Origin of the sequence: Nocardia sp. NPDC057272 (genome assembly GCF_042668615.1) — a bacterium.
Lineage (GTDB): Bacteria > Actinomycetota > Actinomycetes > Mycobacteriales > Mycobacteriaceae > Nocardia.
In genome coordinates this window covers 38,347-59,509 of sequence record NZ_JBHUYK010000015.1, presented here as the reverse complement: position 1 = coordinate 59,509, position 21,163 = coordinate 38,347, and the positions used below count along the sequence as shown (strand labels likewise).

Genomic DNA, 21,163 nt, shown 5'->3' with positions numbered 1-21,163 from the left:
ATGTCGCGCAAGCGCACTCACGTTCCTCAGGTCTCCCCGGCGTACACCGGGCGGCTGTCGATGGCGCCGGTACCCGCGCTGCGGATGCCCGAGGAATCGATGGATCCTGACGTCGCCTATCGATTCATCCACGACGAACTGATGCTCGACGGGAGCAGCAGACTGAATCTGGCCACCTTCGTGTCGACGTGGATGGATCCACAGGCCGAGAAGCTGATGGCGGAAACGTTCGACAAGAACATGATCGACAAGGATGAGTACCCCGCGACCGCGGCGATCGAGCAACGGTGTGTGTGCATGGTCGCCGACCTGTTCCATGCCGAGGGTCTGCGCGACGACGACCCGTCCAGCGCTACCGGGGTATCGACGATCGGATCCAGCGAGGCGGTGATGCTGGCCGGGCTGGCGATGAAGTGGCTGTGGCGCGAGAAGATCGGCGACGGGTGGAAAGGCCGCACACCGAACATGGTGATGGGTTCCAACGTGCAGGTGGTGTGGGAGAAGTTCTGCCGCTATTTCGACGTCGAACCGCGGTATCTGCCGATGGAGAAGGGCCGCTACGTCATAACACCCGAGCAGGTGCTGGCCAACCTCGACGAGGACACCATCGGCGTCGTGGCCATCTTGGGCACGACATTCACCGGCGAACTCGAACCGATCAGCGACATCTGCGCGGCGCTCGACAAGCTCGCTGCCGATACCGGACTGGACATCCCCGTGCACGTCGACGCGGCCAGCGGCGGCTTCGTAGTGCCCTTCCTGCATCCCGATCTGGTGTGGGACTTCCGGCTGCCGCGCGTGGTGTCGATCAACGTCAGTGGCCACAAATATGCGCTGACGTATCCCGGCATCGGGTTCGTGGTGTGGCGCGGCCCCGAGTACCTGCCCGACGACCTGGTCTTCCGGGTCAACTATCTGGGCGGCGACATGCCCACTTTCACGCTCAACTTCTCCCGCCCCGGCAATCAGGTCATCGGCCAGTACTACAACTTCCTCAGGCTCGGGCGATTCGGCTACAGCCTGGTCATGCGATCGCTCTCCCAGACCGCGCGCTGGCTCGGCGACCAGCTGCGCGAAAGCGGACACTTCGAGGTGATCACCGACGGCTCGGCGATCCCGGTGATCAGCTTCCGGCTGTCGGGCGACCCTCAATACACCGAGTTCGACGTCTCGCACGCGCTGCGCTCCTACGGCTGGCAGGTGCCCGCGTACACCATGCCGGACAACGCGACCGATATCGCGGTGCTGCGCGTCGTGGTGCGGGAGGGGTTCTCGGCGGACATGGCCAGGGCGTTGAGCGACGACATCACCGCCGCGCTCGGGCACCTCGACGCGCTCAAGCCCAACGGATACTTCGACCGGCTGAAGCCGTTCGCCCACTGACCCGCCCGAATCACCCCGCTGCGCTCACGCCGCGTGCAGATACACCGGAACAGTGGCGTGCCCGTTGGAGATGAAACTCGGCACGGGCGCCAGTTCGGTCAGGCTCGTGGCCAGGCTCATCCGAGGGAACCGATCGAACAGCGCAGGCAACGCGACAGCCGCTTCGAGACGGGCCAGTGATGCGCCGATGCAGTGGTGTGCGCCGTGGCCGAAGGCGAGGTGCTGATCGCGGGTGGCACGGGTGGGAACGAACTCGGCGGTGTTGGCGCCGTGCACTTTCGGGTCGCGGCTGGCGCCTGCGTAGGAGGCCAAGATGGCCTCGCCCTTGCCGATTCGGTACTTCCCGGCGATGTCGATGTCCTCGACCGCGTATCGGAGGGGCAGGTGTGCCACCGGTGCCTGGAAGCGCAGCGTCTCCTCGACCACGTCTGCCCACGACACCTGCCCTGCGGCCACCGAGGCACGCTGCTCAGGATGGGTGAGCAGGGCGACGATCGCTTGGTCGAGCAAATTGACCGTGGTCTCGTGACCGGCATTGATGATCAGCATCAAGGTGTCGACGAGTTCCTTCTCCGACAGCGCGGAGTCGTCCTCGTCGCGCGTGGCGATCAGCGCGCTGGTGACGTCGTCACCAGGATGCTTACGACGGTAGGCGACGAGGTCGCCGACCAATCCATACATTTCGAGGTAGTTGGCCTGAGCCTGCTCGGCGGTGAACGAGCCGTCGAAGAAGCCATCCACGCACTTGTGGAGCGCAGGCCCCAGCCCTTCGGGCACGCCGACCAGTTCGGTGATGACCCGGATCGGCACCGGATAGGCGAAGCCGCCTCGCAGATCGACCGGTTCGCCGGCAGGAGTGGCCGCCAGCGCGTCGAGCAGGTTCTCGGTGATCTCGGCGATCCGCGGACGCAGCGCGGTACTGCGGCGATGACTGAAGGCCGGGGAGACCAGTCGGCGCAGCCTGCGGTGATCGGCCCCGTAGGCGGTGAACATGTTGTCGACCGCTACCCACGGCAGCAACGGCCACGCCTCGGTGATCTCGCCGTTGATGAACGACATCCAGTGCTGTCTGGGGTCCTTCGACACCCGAGGATCGGCGAGCAGACTCCGCAGCACTGCCTGATCGGTGACCGACCAGGCGGGCACGCCACCGGGCAGTTCGACCAGGGCCACCGGGCCACGCTGCTGAATGCGTGCCGACTCACCTTGGATGTCGGCACCGGTCGTATCCAGCACGATGGGTTCCATGAAAAATCTCCTCCACCAGGGTCTACGCCCGTAATCGACAGTGCCGCAGCCAGTTTCATCCGCCCGGTACAAACCTACCCTTCGGCTGGGCGATCCAGGGCACCAATTGGGGCGCCGACGGCGGAAGTTGATCGGTAGCCTCGTCATCGCGCGGGAAGGGCTACGGGCGCCCGCCGGTCTCCTCCGCTAGTACGGCCAGGGTCCCGCCCTGCAGCACATCGAGCAGTCCGTTCAGGGTGCCGACTGGACAAATACACATGAAACCCGGCTTCTCGCCTATGGAATTACCGGGGCCGACTGCCTTGACTGGGGCTATGAGCAGCAACACCGCAGCCCCTCCCCGCCGATTCGGGCAAGACCGGGTTGCCCCACACCCTTCGGAAAGGACCACGATGAGCACGGAAGCACAGTCGCTGACCGCCAAGGATATCGAGTTCCTCGGACGCCCCCTCTACGGGTTTCTGTCCGTAGCCGGCGGACCCACACCACCCCAGCCCCGGCCGGTGTGGTTCGAGGTCACCGCCGAGGGCACGATCCAATTGTTCACGGCCCCGGATTCGGTGAAGGTCTCGCGATTGCGAAGCGACCCTCGCGCCTCGATCGTCGTGTCCGCCCCGGTGGGTGAGCGCGAGCGCTGGGTTTCCGTCGCCGGCCACACCACCATCTCACCCGATGGAGCGCATGACCTGCTCTCCCGCCTGGCCGCTCGATACTGGGACCTCGATGACGAACGCCGAGCCGACGACCTCACCGAGATGCGGGCCGCCGACTGGCTGCGCATCACCATCGAGCCCGAAGCCGTGAGCCGATACACGATGATGTGACGGCTGTTTCCCGTCAGGTCGATGATCCACTCGCCGTGCATCGGCACGCCGCTGATGGGCTCACGGGACCTGACGGGATCGCGGCCTCGGCGACCGCCGTGTTCGGCACCTTCGACAGGTCAGCCAACCGGTAGAGGTGAGCCTTCTCCACAGCTCTCTTCCCCCACCATCTATGCCGATCCGGCATCTGGGTCGTGGCTGATACATATTTTGATGCATATATCGCAATATCGCAGCTGTTCCGTTTGGGACACAGTGCTGGCCGACGGATTCATCGACTTCGCGACCATCGGCCGGTCGGTACACACCGCCGGTTACCGCGGCGATGTGGAGGTCGCGATCTCCCCTAGCTCGTGGACCGAACCCCGCACGGCCCGCACCGGTAGCGTTGGCAAGTGGCCAACCATGAGGAGACGCGGCGATGCCGAAAATTGTACTGTTCGGGGCAACCGGCTACACCGGACGCCTGACAGCCGAAGCCCTCACCGCACGCGGCGCATCGCCCGTGCTGGCGGGACGCAACGGGGCAGCCCTCGAGAAGCTCGGCGCCGAACTCGGCGGCTGCCGGACGGCCGTCGCCGACGTCACCGACCCCGCGTCGGTGCGGGCCCTGCTCGGTCGCGGCGATGTTCTGGTGACGACGGTCGGGCCGTTCCTGCGCCATGGGGGCCCCGCACTGGCCGCAACGATCGCCGCGGGCGCGCACTACATCGACTCCACTGGCGAAGGGCCCTTCATCCGCACCGTGTTCGAACACGACGACCAGGCCCGTGCCGCCGGTGCGGGGCTGCTCACCGCGTTCGGGTTCGACTACGTGCCAGGCAATCTCGCGGCCGGGCTGGCCTTGCGCGAGGCTCCCACAGCGGTGCGTGCCGACGTCGGCTACTTCATGAAAAGTCCCGGCACCAGCGGTGGTACCCGCGCGTCCATGGCGGGGATGCTGTTCGAGCCCGGCTTCGCCCTGCGCTCCGGACAGGTGGTCACCGAGCGCACCGGCGCGCGTCTGCGTTCCTTCGATGTCGCCGGAGAAAGCCGGACGGGGACATCGATTCCCGGCTCGGAGCATTTCGCGCTGACGCGCTCGCACCCGCACCTGCGAGAAGTCGATGTATTCCTCGGCTTGCCGCCGCTCGCGGCACAGACGCTGCGCGTCGGCTCACGACTGACCTCGGTCGTCGCACAGGTGCCTGCACTCAAGCGCGGACTCGACGAGGCTTTGGCCCGAACCGTCAAGGGGTCGACCGGTGGCCCCGACGCCGAAGCTCGCCGCCGCACCCGCACCTGGGTGGTCGCCGAAGCTCAGGACGCGGCCGGCAAGACGCTGGCCAGCGTCACCCTGAAGGGCGGCGATCCCTACGATTTCACCGCGGCGATTCTGGCCTGGGCCGCCGACACCGCACTGGGCGGCGGTCTCCTCGGCTCCGGCGCGCTCGGCCCGGTCGACGCGTTCGGTCTGGACGCGCTGTACACCGCCGCCCGCGACGCCGGCTGGTCGCCTCACCCCGGCCCCTCCATCGAGCCGAAGGCAACCTGACACCGGCCGCCACCGCGTTGCAGCGCTAGGCCGCGTGGGTGAGTCGCGCGGCCGCCGCACCGACGGTCGGCCCCGCGCTGACCAGTGTCCCCATGAACCGATCCTGTTCTCGCGCACCGCGAGTCGCCGCACGGTCGAGTCCGCCGGGCAACAGCCGGGTGACCGAGCGCGCGACGTTGACGGGGATTCGGATCGCCGGGTACCACGGAACGATCGCCGTCGGCAGCCCGAGCGCACGCATCGTGTGGCGGCCGAGGAAGGTCCCCGTCACCGACAGATGCTGGGCATAGGCAAGGCGGCGCCGGATCGTGGGCAGCCGGTCATAGTTCCAAGACAACGGGTCTCGTGACATCGGCACCGCGAGTTGACGGGTCGACTCGTCGGGGTCGGCCAAGGCAGACAGCGTGTGCACCAGGACGCGCACACCGTCGCGGAAGGAGTGCGGCAGCCACTGTTCCTCGACACCGAGCAGCCAGCCGACGTAGCGGACCAGGTGCGCGGCAGCGTCAGTTTCGGCAGGGGTCAGCAGCAGGCCCAGGCCCATCCCACCGATCGCCGGGGCGATGAAGGCGCCGACCAGCGTCGCCGCCATATCCGTCTGGTTGATGGGCAGGCCCCAGTCCTCGGTCCGCCAGTCCCGCATGGCAGCCACGTGCCTGCGGACGAAGGCGTGGATGAGCCGCACCCGGATCGTGGATCGGTATCCCAGACCCAGCGGGGACAAACCGTCCTCGGACAGGACGTCCATCGCCCACTGCATCGTCTCGGCCCACCGCTGATTGGAGCCTTTTTCCAGCGCTCCCGTGCGCAACAGGGTCTTGTTGAAGCCGGAGAACTGGTAGCCGCCGAGCATGGCGACGTCGCGCGCGACGTACATGCCGTCGGAACCGCCGGTGAGCAGGACCTTGGCCCCGCGCACGAGCTTGTCGTGATCGACCCACGCCGGAACGGTCTCGATCGCGAGGAAGAACTCCCGCAGCGGATCCGGCGCCTCCGGCACCGCAGCGATGCCGTCGGTGAGCGCTCGATCGAACAGCGGGCGTATGTGCTTGGAGCCCGTGGCGACCATCCAGTCCACCAGCCGATCCATCGCGTCGTCACCGACGAGCAGGCCCTCGCCGAGACGCTGCCATTGCGCCGAGTCGGGGCTGTGAACCCCCAGCATCGCGGCGAAGCCGCCGACGAGGGGCGGGACGCGGTGGGGACGATCCGGGTGACGGGTGGGAACGGTGGTCATCGACACTCCTCGTTGAGCGCGCTATTTTGGATAACGACTGATTTCCAAAATAGGTCGACTGCTAAAGTCCTGTCAATGGCGCGTGCAGAGGTGGTCCGGTCCTACCGGGGAATCAGCGCGGCGAATCGACGTGACGAACGCCGCGAAAAACTCCTCGCCGCAGGTCGCCAGATCTGGGGCGAGGCCGGCTCGAGCGAAGTCACCGTGCGCCGCGTGTGCGCCGCGTCGGGGTTGACCCCGCGCTACTTCTACGAACATTTCGCCACCCGAGACGCGCTGGTCCTCGCCGTCGCCGAGCAGGTCCAGGAGGAGCTGTTCACCACCCTCGTCGACGCGAGCCAGGCCGAGCCGGGCACCTTGAAACGCAAACTCCTGCGGGCACTGACGACCTACCTCGACACGATCGCCGCCGACCCCAGCATCCACCGCATCATGACCAGCGATACCAGCAGCGTCGCAGGGCTCGAAGAGTTGCGCTCCCGTGCCGTCGGGATCGTTACCGACCTCGTGATGCAGTACAGCGCGGAATTCCTCGATACCCCCGCGAATCCGGAGATCCGGCGCCAGGAAGCACTTTTCGTCGTCGGCGGGATCAACCAGCTGGTGGCGACCTGGCTGGTCGACCCCGGTCGGCCGACCACCGAAGTAGCCGCCCTCTGCACCGAACTCGCACTAGCCGTGGTGAACCGAGCGCCCTGACAGTCGGCGCGGTCGAACAGCTCCACGTCCGGCGAGACGAACAAGGCAGGAACCCCGAGGAATGCCATTTCGGTCGGCGAACCTCAGATCCGCTCCAGATGTAGCAGCGCTTGGTCAGCGACCGATATCCCGGGTACAGACTTCTTCACCGTAGGATTCGCCATGGATCACCTCACCAGCCCCACCGCGACCGCGGTATCGCTGCTGAGTGCGATCGTTCTCGTCGGATGCGGAAGCAGCACCGATCCTGCCGAGCGCGGCGTGCCACCCAGCTTCAGCACCACCAGCCCGGTGACGAGCAGCTCCCCCGCCTCCTCGGCTCCGCGCTCCCCGGCACCCTTGCCGCTTCCTCCTCCGCTGCCCACGGTTCCTTCCCGGACATCATCGAGTCCAATCCCGAACTGGGCGCCAGAATCCGCAGCCAATTGTCACGCTTCCTACGAACCCTGCGTGCCCATGGCCAGCGACGTCGATTGCGCGAGCGGCAGCGGCAACGGACCTGAATACACGGGGCGTGTGCGGGTGGTCGGGCCCGACGTCTACGACCTCGACCGCGACGGGGACGGAATCGGCTGCGAACGCGAGTGATGCATTCGTCCTGATGAGGCAACCACGTCAGCGGATGACAGATAGGTCTGGCCGCACGGCAGAACGCGGGGTCGCCACGAGCGTCTTGTCCAGGTTGGTGCTCGTCGGCCTCGGAAGCCCGGTCGAGGACCGTGCCAGCTGGGACGTGCCGTAGCCACGACCTGCGTTCGGCAGACCGACCAAGTCCAATCACTTCGGGCGACGACTTCGAATGTGGGATAAACATCGATATGCCGTCGCACCCTGAGCCCGGTACCGGGGCATCGCCGCCCAATTCCTTTACTGCACCCGTGAAGCGCGCTCGGCAAGTCTCCGAGACCGCTGGAACTACAACGCTCATCCCAAGTCGGTTCGACCATCCGGATTCCGTCCAGCTGATGACGGAGTACGCCAAAGAACGTCGGTCGATAGTCGGCTTCGACGATCCCCCGAATCTCGATCGACCAGCGCAGTACGAACCCCATCGAGGGTTGTTCATCGTCGCCTATATCGCAGGCGAGCCGGTCGCCTGCGGCGGACTCCGCACGTCATCGCTTGTCGAGCGGGCAGCCGAGATCCGGAAGATGTTCGTGGTGCCGAACCATCGCGCACGCGGGGTGGCCCGACTCGTCCTCTCTGGTCTAGAACAGTTCGCGTTCGAGCACGGCGTCGCCCGGATCATCCTGGAGACCGGCTCGTACAACCGGGCCGCTATGCGCCTCTACGCCTCGGCCGGATACACACCGATCCCGCCCTATGTGCCAGGTCGACCTGATTTCAACCGAGCCTTCGCGAAGACGTTGAAGTCGGAGCCCGACCCCGCACCGACAGGAATGTACTAACGTGCGGCTACGGCAAGCTGATTGCCGAATATCGCTCTTCCCGACACGAGTGCCGTCGAGTATTACACTGCGCCCATGGCTGTCGGCTCGATCGTCTTCGCGATCATCGTCATCGTGGTCGTAGCGCTCGCGGCCATCGCACTCATCACCGGATTCATCCTGCGCGCAATCCGCCGGACAGCCGAGGCGGCCATCGCGGCGAACTTTGCGCCTGGGGAAATCGTGCGCAGTGACCCCGTCGCCAACTACTTCGGCAGCGCCTCGAAGGGCGGCAGGCAGGTGCGCGGCAACGGCGCGCTCGTGCTGACCGAAACGCGACTGTGGTTTCGCCGAGCGGGATCGGAGGACGCACTCGAGGTTGCGCTCGCATCGATCACCGCCGTGGATCTCGTGCAGTCCCACGCCGGCAAGTCGATCGGTCGCCCGCTGGTCCGCGTGAGCTTCGACGATGACAGCGCCGCGTGGTACGTACGCGATTCGACACAGTGGCGCGACGATATCCTGGCCAGGTGCCCGTCAGCGTCTGATCAGTAGTTCGACCGCGCCGCGCGGCCGGCAACGTCAGTCGTTTCCGACCGGAGCCGCTCCCCCGCCGTGTCGCGCTGCTCGAGTACCTGCCCGATACCCTGGCTGTATAGCGAAAAGCACTGCCGTAGAGAGTGATCCAGCGACGCCGGTGAATCACTCCCTCCGTGCGGTCCTACCCGATCCGGCGCGCGCGTGGCGGGTGCGCTGGTCTACCTGTTGTGCCCGCCCACGCTGGTATCGAGCGCGCCGAGTTGGAGTTGTGTAGCGAGGGCCTGTAGCGCTTCGGGGTCGTGTGGTGGCACCCGTTCCATCGCGCTGAAAGCCAGGTGGTCGGCGATCAACATGGTGCGCACCTCGGCGTCGGTGAGCTCGCCGGTCAGCGCACCTTCGGGCAGGGTCTGCACCATGGCGAAGGTGGTGTCGACGATCAGCGGCACCAGCGAGGTCGGCATCGACAGCGGGTCGCCCACAACGAGCGCCTCGGTCGCCTTGTTCGTCGCGTCGGCGAACTCCGGTGAGACGTCCAGCATTCGGTGGACCGCCACGTCGACACTTCGCCGCACCCGATCCAGCATCGTGGTCCAGTGCCTCGACGAGGACGCCGCAAGGAGCGCGGCGCCGACCTTGCGCCGAAAGGGCGGGGGCGCGTCGACGGCCCCGCACAGGAAAGCCGTCGTGGTGATGGTTATGTGCGCCATCGCCACCCGCGCACCGAAACTCGGGGTGGCGGGACCGAGCCTGGCCAGGAGGGCGAAGCCGCCCAGTGCCGGCACGAGGAGCTGGAGCATGACCTTCCGCTTCAGTTCGTCGCGGTCGGCGACGCCGTAGATCTCCAGCTCGTTGTCGCGCAGGTCGTTGGCGGACTGAGCGATGATGGCGAGACAGCCGGCCAGTTCGCGCAGATCCGCCTCGGGCACAACGGCTTCGGAGGCGAGTTCACACGCGTAGTAGGTGACCCGGCCGAGCACACCTTCGCTGTAGGCGACCCGCGACAGCGGTGAGTCGATATTGCGGGCCATCACCGCTGCGACATCGATGACCACCGCGCCCACACGCTTGCGCCCGGCCGGCGAGAGCGCGACGAGCAGAGCGCGGATGTCGCCGATACGCTCGGCCAGGAGCCGGTCGACCGCTTCGCTGTCGCGGGCTTCTGTGCTGACCGAAGGCAGTGCGGCGGGCTTGGTGTCGATGTTGCCGGTGAGGTAGTCCGCGGCGTCAAGGACGGAACAGCTCGCGATCGCGCGATCGCTGAGATCCTCGAAGGCGTCCAGAACTCGGCAGGCCAGCAGGGCGGCGGTGGCCTCTGCCTGCAGGCGGGTGGGCAAAAAGCTCACCGCGATACCGAGGTTACGACCGGCTGGGATCAGTGCCAGCCGGGCCAGCTCCTCAGGTGAGGAGGCGGCCCGTAGCGCGGCCATGTCCGGTGCGCGTCGCAGGTGTCGAAATCCATGGGCGAGCGATCCGATTCTGTTCTGCCTCATCGGGTGATCACTTCCTGTAGCAGTGCACGGAGGTCGTCGCGAGCAGGCGATGGCGGGAAGATGTTCAGTGCTGCGCTCGCCTTCTGTGTGGCGTCGAGGGCAACCGCCCGCGCGGCTGCGGTGGCCCCGCTGTCGATCAGGTCGCTTTGCAGGATCGTGCTCGGAGTGTCCGCGGATAGCCACATCTCCCGCGCGCCGGCGCGCATGTCGAGCCATTCGATCACCGGCCAGGTCGGAACCCGTCGTTCCAGGTCACCCCCTGCGTCCTTGCCCAGCTCGGGACCGCCTTCGACATCACGGACGTCGTCCATGATCTGGAACGCGAGTGCGAGCTCATCGGCGTATGTCATCAGCGCCCGTAGGCGATCGTGATCGGCACCGCCGGCGGTGCCGCCGTAGGAGCACGACAATCGGAACAAGGTGCCGGTCTTGGCGCCGGCGACGAGTCGGTAATGACGGCGCAGCGCGGTCGCATCGACCGCGGGCGGCAGCATTTCGATGAGCTGACCGAAGGACAGATCCGACAGCCCGTCGGAATACGTCACACCGGGCACCTCCCCCAGGCACGCGGACATTCTCGGGTTATCGGCAAGCACCTCAGCGATCACCTGCACCGCGGCACCTGCCATGTGGAACCCCGCTCTGGCCGCGATGCGCACGCCGAACGCGGCGGGTACCGACGTCGCGCCGCGGCGTAGCAACGATCCGTCACAGATATCGTCGTGCACCAGCGAGGACTCGTGCAGCATCTCCATCGCGCAGGCCAGATCGAGGGCGGCGCGACTGGGTTCGGACCCGACGGGGGCAAGCAGGCCTGCGCTCGCGAGAACCAGACGTGCGCGCACACGCTTGCCAGGAGTGGCGAGGACGTGCCTGCCGATGTCGTCGAAACCTTTACCGCTGATGAGGATTTCGTACAGGCGCGCGTTGACCAGCGTAAGGAGTTCGTGCGTTGCGGAGCCCTGGTACTCGGCAACCGGCTGAGTCACACTCGGATGTCTGAGCATCAGCGCGACCGGTTCGCCCTGGTGCTGCGGGTTACCTGCCGGACGAGCGTCGTGACGGCGGACTTGGGGTAGCGCGGGATTGTCCATAACGCTGAACTCCTTTGGTGCGGCCATAGGGCGGTGAGTGCCGCTGATGGTTCGCTGGGGGCTGGCACGATTCAGGCGGAGTCGTCGGCGTCCTGCCACAGCTACTGTCTGCCGCAACGCCAGAGACGTAGCGTCGTGGCCCGTAGATCTGATATTGCGCTGAAACAGTGAGATTCGGACGTCACGATCCGTGAATGGTCACGTCGACGGGACCGGGACGATGTGGGTACGGTCGGCAAACACCTGCACTCGGACCGTTCACGAAAACGCCATTGTCCGGCGATCGGTCGTCGAAGGGAGCGACGTCGCTCTGCCGACGATTCTACGGCGTCGATCACGTTGCCGCACAGGACATTCGGCGCTTCGTGAGACTCCACGGCGTCGATCTCCGATCTTGTGGGTTTCTGCCCAGTTTCCCGGCCATGACCGGACCGGGGCCCCGTTCCAGAGGCACCTTCGACGTCCCACGCCCGTGCGTGCCTTCGGATACTTGATCGAATAGTGTTGTGCCACAGTGACTTACCCAACTCGGGCCGCACCGGCCGCGGCCAGGAGTCAACGACGAGGATGCGCGTAGCCGGGACACGAGCCGAAATCGAGGTGTTGCACCAACTGCGGGTAGGTCAGTCACCGACGTGGACGTGTGCGGCCCACCTGGTCGGCACGGCCGGATAGGCGTTGCGCATGCTGCGCAACGTTTCGGTGAGCGCGGTCGCGGCCCCGGCCGTGTCGGGCGCCCGGGTGCCGTGCGCGGTGAGCGCCGTGTAGACCGCCTCGGCGGTTTGGGAGCTGTCGGCGGTGTGCCACAGCGTGCCGATGACCCCGCGGAAGCCCGCGAGGTGGAACGCCGACGCCAAGTTCAGCGGCTCGTCGAGCAGAGCCGAGTCGGGGCCCGCGGTGTCGCAGGCGGACAGGAACGCCAGCTGTGCCCGCGTGGTGCGCAGGTCGTGCACGAACGAGGGCACGAACATCCCGTCGCTGAGCACCAGTCCCCCCTGGTCGGGATGCTTCGCCGAGCTGACCGCCCGGCCGTGGCAGGCGAAATGGGCGATCGCGTGCTCGTGCAGCCCCCGCTTGATGGCATCGAAGTCGGCGGCGGCGTCGATCAGCACAGTGGACCCGGGCAGCAGTCCGGCCACCGCCTCGGCCTCGGCGCGGGCGCTCGGCAGCACCGATACGCCGTTGCGCTCGCCGACACCGACGATGAGCGCGGTATGGCGGGCATGGCGCGGCCGGGGTGTGCTCAACGTGTCGGCGAGCGCGGTCAGCGACGGTGTGTAGGAGCAGACGGCCCGGTCGAACACAGTCTGCCCCGCATCCTCGCGATGTCTGCCCGCCGCGTGCAATGGCAACTGGGCCATGATTCCGATCGGGCACCACCACAGCCGCTGCGCCGTGACCCGGTCCAGTACCGGCCGCGCCGTGGTGGTCCACAGCCATTCCAGCACAGCGTGCACCTCCAGCTGGGCCTGCTCACGCCGGTCGAACGAGGACGCCGGGTCCTTCACCTCGGCGAGCGCTGCTCGCAACCGCCGGACCTGGGCGCGGGCGGTGGTCTCGGTGATCTGCCGCAGCGACACAGCCTCGACAGGCTCCCGATAGTCGGCGGGAACCACGAGCGCGCTGCCCTGGGCGCTGACGATCACCACGGTGTGCCCGGCCGTGCGCGTGCGCAGGACTTCGAGATTCGGCGGCACCAGCAGATCCTCGAACCCCGGCACCGTCCGCGCTTGCGCGAGCAGCCGGTCCCGCCGCATCGCGAGCTGCCGGATCTGTTCGACGGCCTGTGGTCGCGGGTCCCAGTCCCGGGAGGAGATCCGGCCGTTGAACTCCACTTCGATATGAAACGTCAGGTCGGCGTATCCGTCGGCCTCAGCCAGTTCGCGCTCGACCTCGCTGAGCTCCTCGGCCAGCGAGGGTTGCGTCTCGCCGAGACGTGCCCAGCCGCGGCGGATACCCCACGCGTCGCCGAACAGCACGCCGCGGCACCGTTCGACCAGTTCCAGGGCTCGGTCGAGCTGACCCGACCGCACACCGGCGTCGACCACCCGGTCGGCGAGGCCGTGCAGCTGCCGGGCCGCCTCCACCCGGTGAACCCAGGACAACGCTCGGCTGACCGTGGCGGGGATGGCGGTGATCACCCGTTCCTGCGCGTCCAGCCATGTTGCCGGGTTCGCCTCGGCGAACATCGCGGCGTGGGCCTGTTCGCAGATCATCCGATGCTGCGTGCTGGTGGCGGGGTGGCCGGAAACTGCCCGGTAGTAGGTGATCGCGAGCTCGCGCAACCGGTCGGCCCCCGGCCCGCCGAAGCTGGCGAGCGCACGGGCCGAGCGCGCGAGTGCGAACGCACGCAACGGCCACCAATGGTGGTCTCCAGGGGTCTGACCGACGGCTTTCTCCGCGAGCGCGAGCGAGTCCTCCAGCGCGCCGAGATCACCGCACTGCCGGTACCGGTGATACAACACGTCGGCGATGGTGCTTTCGATGCGCGGCACGTCAGGGTGATCGGGACCCACGAGCGCGAGCGCGGCCCGGTAGGCGCGTTCGGCCTCGTGGAACGGTTCCGCATGCGTGGCATCGGTGCTGACCGCCCGGGCCTGTACGGCACCGGCGTAGTTGTAGAGCATGCCGACCCGGCGCACATCGTCTGTCGCCATGGTGGACACCGCCGACGCCGCCGCGTCGACAGCTGTGGTGAACATGGCGTGATCACCGGCCTCGGCGACCTCCTCGGCCGCCCTGGACAGGGTCGACCAGCGCAGGGAGAGGTTCGGGTCGCCCGGTGGGGTCAGCGCGAGGGCCTGCTCCGCGACGGTGACAGCCTCGCGACCCGCCGCGGGGCTGGAGCCGACTCGGCATTGCGTGATCAGCGCGGACGCCAGTGCGGAGAGCCGAAGGGCTCGCTGATCGTCGTCGGCGGCCGGCAAGTTCAGCGCGGCGCGGGCGGCGTCGACCGCCAGCTTCGCTTCGTCGCGCGAGCCGGTCGCCATCGCGACGGTGCTCGCGCAGTGGGCGAGTGCCCTCAGCAGCCGCGCTCGCAGTGCGTGGTCCGGTGCGGTGGTGAGCAGCGCTTCGGTCACCGCGTCGTAGGCGAGCGTGATCGCCTCGGTGTCGCCGCCGATATCCCAGAGGTCGTTGTGCGCGTAGTAGAGATCCAGCAGCGCGGCCGGCCGCTCGGCGTGATCCAGCGGCAGCCCGACGGCCAGCACCCACGCCTGGTCACGTCGCCGCACCAGCACATCACCGGAGACCGGCTGCCGCCGCAGGCTCTCGACCAGGTCGTACTGCGCCCGCAGAGCGCGCGGATCGCGATGGCAGGTCATCAGAAATCGCGCGATGTCGGAACCGATCTCCCTGCTCGTTTCTTGCTCGAGCTGCTCGAGCGCGGGCACCCTCGCTGTGTCGCCGTAGTCGCGCTCCAACGCGTCGGCGAGATCACGACATGCGACCAGCGCACCGGCCAGGTGGATGGGCGCTCCACCGTCGGTGTAGAGATCGAACTCGTACTGGGCGAGCTCGAGCACGACGTCGCGCCACACCGGATGTTCCCGCAACGCCAGTTGGGCCGCGGCCCGGTAGTCGGCGACGATCTTGCCCGGCGACAGGCCCGCATTGTCCTGTGCTCGGGCGCGATCGACCAGCCTGCGGGCGCGTTGCGGATCGTCGCGAGGTGTGTGCGCGATCGTCCAGTTCAGCCCTCTGACGACGGTCTCGCGGTAGGTGTCGGTACCGTCGTGCTCGTCGAGCAGGAGCAGCAATGTGGCGTGATCGGCGGTGAGCGCGGCCTTCATCCGCTCGTCGTCCAGTGCGTTCATCACCGTCGTGCAGGCGTTCGCGAACAGCACCAGCGAGTCACGGTCCTGGTAGACCTGGAAGTGCTCGCGTGCCTCGTTCAGCGCCCGGTATTGCGGCATGGCGATGACGCTCGCGACGGCGAGATCCCCTGACGTACCCGCGATGGCGGCCGCGATCTCCCGGTCGACCAGACCGGCGAACCCGCTCTGCGCCTGGAACCGGTGCCAATGCGCTCGGGCCAGGTGCGGCAACAGATTCGCGGGGCACTGCTGCGGTGGCGGTAGGCCCGCGGCCAGCAGCGCACCGATGTCACCGGTGTCGGCGAAGTTCTCGACCACCGACCGAATGTCGTCGTACACGCGCGGCCCCCGATCCCGTTCGGTCCACGGTAGCGTGATCCGAATCACCAAGCAGGAGGTTCGAATTCGGCATGACACCAACGAGCGGTCCCCGAGTCGAGGTTCTCTGCGAGCAGGCCGGAGCGGCGCTGGCCGAACGCGCTTCCCGCTACGGCGTCGCGGACGTACTGGCCAGAATCGTCACGGCGGCCCGGCAGGGCGAGGTGTCAGAAGCAGACCTCGACCTGCTCGACAGTGCCTTCGCCCAGCACGGCATCGACAACCTGACGCGGGCGCACCGCGGCTTCGAGCCGTGGAAGGGACCGCGCGACATCGCGGTCACGGCATGGGTGTGCCCGACGAGTGCGTGCACCAGGGCGGGGATCGACGAAGGCCCGCGGTGCGAACTCACCGGGCAGCCGTTGCGCAGGATCGAGCTGTGAACGCGTTCCTCACCGAGCTCGGCAAGAACCTCGCTACTCGCTGGGCTGCCGCGCTCGCGCTGCCTGCCGCGGTGTTCGTGGCCGTTGTGGTCGTGGCGGTCGCGCTCGGGCCCTCGCACGCACTCGACTTCAAGCTGTTGTGGACCCGGGTGACGACGGTGTCGACCGGTCCCGCGCTGGTGTGGGCCGCCGCGGCGTTCCTCGCCGCGACCGCGGTGGTGGGGTTGGTGGTCACCGCGCTCGGCGGCATCGTGATCGCCGCGTGGGCTGCCACGGGCACCGGTGCCGGCAGACCGTTCGCCGCACTGCGTCACCGCCGTTGGCGGCGTGCCACGGTCAAGGCGGACGCCGCGGTCAAGGCGGTGCTGGCCGACCGATCGGACCGCCGGGCGAAGAGCACCGCGCAGCGAGCTGTACTGCGACGCAACGCGATCTCCGAGATCGAACCGGCCTGCCCCACGTGGGCAGGCGATCGGCTGCGGAGCGTTGACGAGCGCGTCAGCCGCGGCACCGGTCTCGACCTGACCACGACGTGGCCGCGATTGTGGCTGGTGCTGCCCGACGCGGCGCGCACCGAGGTGACAGCGGTCCAGGAACGATGTGGCTCCGCCGCCCGCACCCCGGTGTGGGGCTTGGCCTACCTGGCAGTCGGTGTGTACTGGTGGCCGGCGCTCGTGCCGGGAGTGTGGGCATTGCTGGTGTCACGCCGTCGGATCCGCCGTGCGGTGGGTGTCTACGCGGACCTCGTGGAAGCCTCGATCGACCTGTACGCCCGAGACGTCGCCAACCAGCTCGGGTTCGAGCTGACGGGCAGGTTGACACCGGCGATCGGCGAGCAAATGACCGAGGTGCTGCGGAAACAGCCCAGGTAGCCGGCGTCGCCGTTTCTCACGCGCCTCCGACAGCTCGCCGATCGGCGGGTCGACATCGCCGAATCAAGCAGCGGGCTGGAACAGTTCGATCAGATTGCCGCTCGGGTCGGCGAGCAGGATCTGGCGGCCGCCCGGACCGCTGACGACACCGCTGCGGAATTCGGTCTCTGACGCGCGAAGGCGTCCGATCTCGGCGTCGAGGTCGGCGACGATCAAGTGGATGCGGTTCGCGCCCGGCCCAGCGCATTCGACGGGGGTGGCGCGAGCGCCGGAGCTTGCTGGACCGGACAGCAACAGTCGCAGCGGGCCGCGGACCACGTCGGCAAAGGCGGGGGCAGCGCTGGTGTGCAGGGTGAAGCCGAGACGATCGGTGTAGAAGTCGACGGCTGCCTGCACGTCCGCGACGAGGTAACGGACGCTGGCGTATTCGGTGGATGTTGGCATCATGCGCTCCTTTTCGTGGGACCGAGGTCGGTGAGGGTCGGCAGCAAATAGCGGATGCGGGTGTCGATCTCGGCAGCGGTGGCCAGGAAATTCGGGTAGCTGTCGTCGTCGCTACCGCTCGAGGCCGCCGGATCGGGAATGCTCCAGTGGGTCCACCGGGGGTCGTCGCCGAAGTCGGGGCAGCTCTCACGAGCCTTGTCGCACAAGGTGATCACCGCGTCGAAGCGACGGCCGGTGAGTGTGTCGAGACGGCGAGGACGTCGGTCGATGAGGTCGATGCCGAATTCCGCACGCAGTACCCGAACCGTATTGGCATGCATGGCCGACTTCGGACGGGTACCGGCGCTGAACACATCGATTCCGCCACCGGCACGGAGTCGCAACAGGGACTCGGCGATCACGGAGCGGGCGCTGTTCCCGGTACACACGAACAGCACCGTCGGCCGCACCGAGGGCGCGAATCGTAGTGGTGTGGCTGCCATGTGAAGCGCTGGATGCAGTGCCGCGCCTGCGGTGGTGAGCAGTTGCGCGGCGCTGTCGAGATCCAGGTGGTAGTAGGTGTCGCGACCATCGTGGCTGCTGCGCGTGGTAGTGACGAGGCCACCATCACGCAACAGTCGCAGGTGATAGGAGACCAGATTCTGTGGCTCGCCCACACGGGCGACCAGTTCGCGCACGCGATAGTCGCCGTCGGACAGCTCGGTCAGCAGTCGCCACCGCAGCGGATGAGCGGCTAGGAGAACAAACGATGGAACAGTGTGACGAGCCGACGTCATAAGCCAAGGATACACCGAACCCATCAATTCCATTTGATGCATTCGATAGCTCCAACGGCCAGCACCCCGCCTACGTCAGGCGTCGGAGCGCGGACCGGTCGTAGCGGTCAGAGCCGTGGCGAGGTCCCGGTGGATCGAAATCCACTCGGTCATCCCGGCGAGGTCGATCACGCGCGCGATGGTCGTGGCGGCCCGCCCGCCGGCGAGATGCGTCCCGATGCCGCGGCGGTCCAAATGCTGCGCCAGGTCGGCGAGGACCATGATGGCACGTACCGACAGGAACGTGACCTCGGCCAGATCGACGACGAGATGACCGTCGCCGGCGGACGCTGGGACAGCCGACTCGAGCAGGCCTCGCCAGCGCGGCAGGGTGTAGGCGTCGATCTCCCCACGAGCATGCAGCACGATGACCTGTCCTGCGGATTCCGCTTCGGCACCCAAGCGGCGGCAGGGATCGGCAGCCGGGTCGCCGGCCGCGGGCGAGCGGGTTTCGTCGGGACGATTGTTCAACGGACTCAATTCTTCAGCACCGGAGAGCAGTGCGCTGCCAACTGTCCTGTGTGCTCAAGATCGGGCTGACAACCCCATTCCAGCACGCGCCCCGGCAACTGCCTTGCCCCGTCGCCGCCCTGGCATCCAGTTGTTCGCTATCGGTCCTGATTCACGGTGATCGGCCTTCGCATTTCGTCTCCGCGCCCGGGCGCCGCAGAGACGACACGCGGTGCGCCGAGGGCGAGACAGCGGGTGCGTCGCCTGTCGCCGAGCCGGTAAAATGGAGCCGGTATCCATACGGGCGCGGTCGTCCGGCGCCCCGCCTTCGCCGCCGTGCCCTTCATCGCGTGTCCACGGAGGGAGCGTCGTGCAAGGTCTGAATTTCGAGAGCGACGACCTCGCCGCGACCGAGGAGTTCCTCAACAACGCCTACACCCGGGTGCAGATCGGCAACCACGGCCCGCACCAGGTACGCGCCCGGATCCGTCGCGAGATGCTCGGTTCGATCAACTTCGACCAGCTCGAGATGGGTTTCGACATGACCTACGACGCCGACCCGCTCGGCCGGGTCTGCCTGGTCACCGTGCACAGTGGCCGGATCGAGGAGAACTATCACGACAGCGGCACCGACACCTTCACCCCCGGGCAGACAGGTCTGCTCACCCCCCACGACCTGCCCTACTCGGGGGTCATCCGAACCAGCCGCTACGACATCACCATGTTCGACCCCGCGATCTTGAACCGTATGGCCACTGCCGCGGGCGGGAACCGAGTGCGCGTGGACGGGCACCGACCTGTCACTGTCGCCGCCGGACAGCGGCTGCGGCGGGTGATCATTCATCTGCAGCAGATCGCCGCGGACCCCGACGCGGCGAGCAGCCCGCTCACCGTCACGACCGCCTCGGATTATCTCGCCGCGACCGTGCTGGCCACCATGCCGACGACCGCCGAGCACGAGCCCAGCGCCACCGATCGTCATGACGCTCACCCCCACACCGTGCGCCGCGCCATCGCGTATCTGGAGTCGCATCTGGGTGACAGGATCGCGATCAGCGACGTCGCAGCGGCGACCTTTGTCACGCCGCGCGCCCTGCAGCTCGCCTTTCGCCGTCACCTGAACACGACACCGCTCGAGTACCTGCAGCGACTGCGCCTTGCCGCGGCGCACGAGCAACTCGGCGCCGCGCTGCCCGGTGACGGTCAGACGGTCTCGACCATCGCCTACCGATGGGGCTTCACCAATCCGGGCCGCTTCGCCACGGCCTACCGCCAACGCTACGGTCAGCCACCGAGCCAGACCCTGCGCGAATGAGCGCTGCTGCATTACGTCACGAACGCAGTGCGAGCTCAGCGCGACCGAGGAGGTCGGGGCCGTCTCACGCCCGAGCGAACCGCATGTCCACCACGGTGCCCGCCGACGATGTGCTGACCTCGAATTCACTGCTGAGAGCGCGCATGATGCCCATCCCACGCCCACGTGACTGATCGGCGTCGGGGTCAGGGGTCGACCAGCGTCCCTCGTCGATCACGACGGTGTGGACGTGGGTCTCGGTCAGCGCCGCAGTGACGCGTATCGTGCCGCCGCCGCCACGGTGACCGTGCTCGACGGCGTTGGTACACGCCTCGCCGACGGCGAGCACTATGTCGTATGCCTGGTCCGGGTCGACCGGCACCTCGGTCAGCCAGGCCTGCAGCGCGTGGCGTACTTCAGCCAACCGCGCGGCCTCTGCCGAGAAATCGATCTCGAACGGTTTCACGGCGCTGTGCTGCCGAGATGGGTGCGTCGTCACCTGATGCCTCCCTCTCCATCTCGACGTCCAACGAATCCGCGAGAACACCCGCGCCATTGGCAGTACCCCTGCGGTATCCGGATATGCCGCGTCCGGGCGTGACAAAACCCTCTCGCCGCAGCCCTGCGGATACGTCCGAGCCAGGGTACCCCGATGCGGCGCAACGGTTTGCGGCCCGAGCTGATGGGGTAGGTTGCTTGGGCAAGAATCGCTCGCACATTCGCCGACCCGGCGAAGCTAGAGGCAAGAGGTAGAAAAGTGGCGAATCGCAACCGAGGAGACCTTCGGTGAGTGTAGAAGGCGGCTTCCGAGACCTCGACGTGCAGACACGAGCACAAGACGACTTCGAAATCCTTTCCGTACGCGGTGAAGTTGACATGGCCTCGGCGCCCCAGTTGCAAGCGGCGCTGGAGAAGGCACAGCAGGGCGGCAGGACACTGGTGGTCGATATGACCCAGGTCGGCTTCCTCGGCTCGGCCGGTCTCAGCGCGTTGCTGGTCGTGTCCAAGGCCGCGCCCTATCAGCTGCGCGTGGTCGCCTCCCATGAGGTGGCTCGACCGATCGAATTGACCGGGCTGGACAAGCTGCTCGCCGTCTACGCCACCCTGGAGGCGGCGATCGCCGCGGAGCCGAACGCGCACTAGGTCCGAAGTCGCGGGGCCCCCCCCCCCCCGCGGCCCCCCCCCAACACCAAGAAAAACACGAAGTGGCAGGAAGCAACGAAGAACATGTGGTGAAACACCCGCGGGGTTGCGGTGGCGGGGGCAATAAGGATT

The 21,163-nt window shown here is 67.3% G+C and carries 21 protein-coding genes; 11 read left to right on the top strand and 10 right to left on the bottom strand.

Annotated features, from left to right (window positions below):
* Window positions 1-1,383, top strand: coding sequence for a glutamate decarboxylase (locus ACFULV_RS20590; protein ID WP_378658849.1), 1,383 nt, complete (start codon window positions 1-3; stop codon window positions 1,381-1,383).
* A gap of 24 nt (window positions 1,384-1,407) precedes the next feature.
* On the opposite strand, the gene ACFULV_RS20585 is transcribed toward ACFULV_RS20590, so the two are convergent.
* Window positions 1,408-2,631 carry a cytochrome P450 gene (locus ACFULV_RS20585; RefSeq protein ID WP_378658846.1) on the bottom strand — a complete coding sequence of 408 codons (1,224 nt, stop codon included), beginning with the start codon at window positions 2,629-2,631 and terminating at the stop codon, window positions 1,408-1,410.
* Between the two features lie 392 nt (window positions 2,632-3,023).
* On the opposite strand from ACFULV_RS20585, the gene ACFULV_RS20580 reads away from it, so the two are divergent.
* Together ACFULV_RS20580 and ACFULV_RS20575 are read left to right on the top strand one after the other, a co-directional pair.
* Window positions 3,024-3,455, top strand: a complete 432-nt coding sequence (locus ACFULV_RS20580; RefSeq protein ID WP_378658843.1) for a pyridoxamine 5'-phosphate oxidase family protein — start codon at window positions 3,024-3,026, stop codon at window positions 3,453-3,455.
* 421 nt (window positions 3,456-3,876) lie between these two features.
* Window positions 3,877-4,989: a saccharopine dehydrogenase family protein gene (locus ACFULV_RS20575; RefSeq protein WP_378658841.1), complete on the top strand. Its 1,113-nt coding sequence runs from the start codon at window positions 3,877-3,879 to the stop codon at window positions 4,987-4,989.
* A 25-nt stretch (window positions 4,990-5,014) separates the two neighbouring features.
* Here ACFULV_RS20575 and ACFULV_RS20570 read toward each other — a convergent pair whose 3' ends face one another.
* Window positions 5,015-6,226, bottom strand: coding sequence for an oxygenase MpaB family protein (locus ACFULV_RS20570; protein ID WP_378658838.1), 1,212 nt, complete (start codon window positions 6,224-6,226; stop codon window positions 5,015-5,017).
* 75 nt (window positions 6,227-6,301) lie between these two features.
* Between ACFULV_RS20570 and ACFULV_RS20565 the strand changes: the two genes are divergently transcribed.
* Window positions 6,302-6,925, top strand: a complete 624-nt coding sequence (locus tag ACFULV_RS20565) for a TetR/AcrR family transcriptional regulator (protein WP_378658835.1) — start codon at window positions 6,302-6,304, stop codon at window positions 6,923-6,925.
* Between the two features lie 167 nt (window positions 6,926-7,092).
* Here ACFULV_RS20565 and ACFULV_RS20560 read toward each other — a convergent pair whose 3' ends face one another.
* Window positions 7,093-7,290, bottom strand: coding sequence for a hypothetical protein (locus ACFULV_RS20560; protein WP_378658832.1), 198 nt, complete (start codon window positions 7,288-7,290; stop codon window positions 7,093-7,095).
* 91 nt (window positions 7,291-7,381) lie between these two features.
* Between ACFULV_RS20560 and ACFULV_RS20555 the strand changes: the two genes are divergently transcribed.
* The 3 genes from ACFULV_RS20555 (at window position 7,382) to ACFULV_RS20545 (ending at window position 8,868) form a co-directional block, all read left to right on the top strand.
* On the top strand, window positions 7,382-7,513 hold the full coding sequence (locus ACFULV_RS20555) for a hypothetical protein (protein ID WP_378658830.1): 132 nt from the start codon (window positions 7,382-7,384) through the stop codon (window positions 7,511-7,513).
* 377 nt (window positions 7,514-7,890) lie between these two features.
* A complete protein-coding gene (locus tag ACFULV_RS20550; RefSeq protein WP_378658827.1) occupies window positions 7,891-8,334 on the top strand; it encodes a GNAT family N-acetyltransferase in 444 nt (147 codons plus the stop codon).
* Between the two features lie 75 nt (window positions 8,335-8,409).
* Window positions 8,410-8,868, top strand: a complete 459-nt coding sequence (locus tag ACFULV_RS20545) for a hypothetical protein (RefSeq protein ID WP_378658824.1) — start codon at window positions 8,410-8,412, stop codon at window positions 8,866-8,868.
* 203 nt (window positions 8,869-9,071) lie between these two features.
* Here ACFULV_RS20545 and ACFULV_RS20540 read toward each other — a convergent pair whose 3' ends face one another.
* The 3 genes from ACFULV_RS20540 to ACFULV_RS20530 all read right to left on the bottom strand — a co-directional run bounded on the left by ACFULV_RS20540 (window position 9,072) and on the right by ACFULV_RS20530 (window position 15,591).
* On the bottom strand, window positions 9,072-10,343 hold the full coding sequence (locus ACFULV_RS20540) for a hypothetical protein (protein WP_378658822.1): 1,272 nt from the start codon (window positions 10,341-10,343) through the stop codon (window positions 9,072-9,074).
* Window positions 10,340-11,332: a polyprenyl synthetase family protein gene (locus tag ACFULV_RS20535; RefSeq protein WP_378658819.1), complete on the bottom strand. Its 993-nt coding sequence runs from the start codon at window positions 11,330-11,332 to the stop codon at window positions 10,340-10,342. Before ACFULV_RS20535 ends, ACFULV_RS20540 begins: the two co-directional genes overlap by 4 nt.
* 728 nt (window positions 11,333-12,060) lie before the next feature.
* The gene (locus ACFULV_RS20530) at window positions 12,061-15,591 is read right to left on the bottom strand and encodes a CHAT domain-containing protein (protein WP_378658816.1); all 3,531 of its coding nucleotides are present in this window, start codon (window positions 15,589-15,591) and stop codon (window positions 12,061-12,063) included.
* 71 nt (window positions 15,592-15,662) lie between these two features.
* Here ACFULV_RS20530 and ACFULV_RS20525 point away from each other — a divergent pair, with 71 nt between their 5' ends.
* The gene (locus tag ACFULV_RS20525; protein WP_378658813.1) at window positions 15,663-16,013 is read left to right on the top strand and encodes a hypothetical protein; all 351 of its coding nucleotides are present in this window, start codon (window positions 15,663-15,665) and stop codon (window positions 16,011-16,013) included.
* The gene (locus tag ACFULV_RS20520; protein WP_378658810.1) at window positions 16,010-16,885 is read left to right on the top strand and encodes a hypothetical protein; all 876 of its coding nucleotides are present in this window, start codon (window positions 16,010-16,012) and stop codon (window positions 16,883-16,885) included. Before ACFULV_RS20525 ends, ACFULV_RS20520 begins: the two co-directional genes overlap by 4 nt.
* 63 nt (window positions 16,886-16,948) lie before the next feature.
* Here ACFULV_RS20520 and ACFULV_RS20515 read toward each other — a convergent pair whose 3' ends face one another.
* The 3 genes from ACFULV_RS20515 to ACFULV_RS20505 form a co-directional block, all read right to left on the bottom strand.
* Entirely contained in the window at window positions 16,949-17,329 is a 381-nt protein-coding gene (locus ACFULV_RS20515; protein WP_378658807.1) for a VOC family protein, read from the bottom strand.
* Window positions 17,329-18,105, bottom strand: a complete 777-nt coding sequence (locus ACFULV_RS20510; RefSeq protein WP_378658804.1) for an ArsR family transcriptional regulator — start codon at window positions 18,103-18,105, stop codon at window positions 17,329-17,331. Before ACFULV_RS20510 ends, ACFULV_RS20515 begins: the two co-directional genes overlap by 1 nt.
* A 75-nt stretch (window positions 18,106-18,180) precedes the next feature.
* Window positions 18,181-18,615 carry an STAS domain-containing protein gene (locus tag ACFULV_RS20505; protein ID WP_378658801.1) on the bottom strand — a complete coding sequence of 145 codons (435 nt, stop codon included), beginning with the start codon at window positions 18,613-18,615 and terminating at the stop codon, window positions 18,181-18,183.
* A gap of 349 nt (window positions 18,616-18,964) precedes the next feature.
* Between ACFULV_RS20505 and ACFULV_RS20500 the strand changes: the two genes are divergently transcribed.
* Entirely contained in the window at window positions 18,965-19,909 is a 945-nt protein-coding gene (locus ACFULV_RS20500) for a helix-turn-helix transcriptional regulator (protein WP_378658798.1), read from the top strand.
* A 64-nt stretch (window positions 19,910-19,973) separates the two neighbouring features.
* Here ACFULV_RS20500 and ACFULV_RS20495 read toward each other — a convergent pair whose 3' ends face one another.
* Window positions 19,974-20,387: an ATP-binding protein gene (locus tag ACFULV_RS20495; RefSeq protein WP_378629620.1), complete on the bottom strand. Its 414-nt coding sequence runs from the start codon at window positions 20,385-20,387 to the stop codon at window positions 19,974-19,976.
* Window positions 20,388-20,674: 287 nt separating this feature from the next.
* On the opposite strand from ACFULV_RS20495, the gene ACFULV_RS20490 reads away from it, so the two are divergent.
* Window positions 20,675-21,031 carry an STAS domain-containing protein gene (locus tag ACFULV_RS20490; RefSeq protein ID WP_378629621.1) on the top strand — a complete coding sequence of 119 codons (357 nt, stop codon included), beginning with the start codon at window positions 20,675-20,677 and terminating at the stop codon, window positions 21,029-21,031.
* The last annotated feature ends 132 nt before the right edge of the window (window positions 21,032-21,163 follow it).

Coding starts and splice junctions, on each gene's coding strand:
- ACFULV_RS20580 (WP_378658843.1), top strand. CDS start 3,024: ATGAGCACGGAAGCACAGTCGCTGACCGCCAAGGATATCGAGTTCCTC.
- ACFULV_RS20555 (WP_378658830.1), top strand. CDS start 7,382: ATGGCCAGCGACGTCGATTGCGCGAGCGGCAGCGGCAACGGACCTGAA.
- ACFULV_RS20515 (WP_378658807.1), bottom strand. CDS start 17,329: ATGCCAACATCCACCGAATACGCCAGCGTCCGTTACCTCGTCGCGGAC.
- ACFULV_RS20565 (WP_378658835.1), top strand. CDS start 6,302: ATGGCGCGTGCAGAGGTGGTCCGGTCCTACCGGGGAATCAGCGCGGCG.
- ACFULV_RS20525 (WP_378658813.1), top strand. CDS start 15,663: ATGACACCAACGAGCGGTCCCCGAGTCGAGGTTCTCTGCGAGCAGGCC.
- ACFULV_RS20540 (WP_378658822.1), bottom strand. CDS start 10,343: ATGAGGCAGAACAGAATCGGATCGCTCGCCCATGGATTTCGACACCTG.
- ACFULV_RS20585 (WP_378658846.1), bottom strand. CDS start 2,631: ATGGAACCCATCGTGCTGGATACGACCGGTGCCGACATCCAAGGTGAG.
- ACFULV_RS20510 (WP_378658804.1), bottom strand. CDS start 18,105: ATGACGTCGGCTCGTCACACTGTTCCATCGTTTGTTCTCCTAGCCGCT.
- ACFULV_RS20570 (WP_378658838.1), bottom strand. CDS start 6,226: ATGACCACCGTTCCCACCCGTCACCCGGATCGTCCCCACCGCGTCCCG.
- ACFULV_RS20575 (WP_378658841.1), top strand. CDS start 3,877: ATGCCGAAAATTGTACTGTTCGGGGCAACCGGCTACACCGGACGCCTG.
- ACFULV_RS20550 (WP_378658827.1), top strand. CDS start 7,891: ATGACGGAGTACGCCAAAGAACGTCGGTCGATAGTCGGCTTCGACGAT.
- ACFULV_RS20545 (WP_378658824.1), top strand. CDS start 8,410: ATGGCTGTCGGCTCGATCGTCTTCGCGATCATCGTCATCGTGGTCGTA.
- ACFULV_RS20590 (WP_378658849.1), top strand. CDS start 1: ATGTCGCGCAAGCGCACTCACGTTCCTCAGGTCTCCCCGGCGTACACC.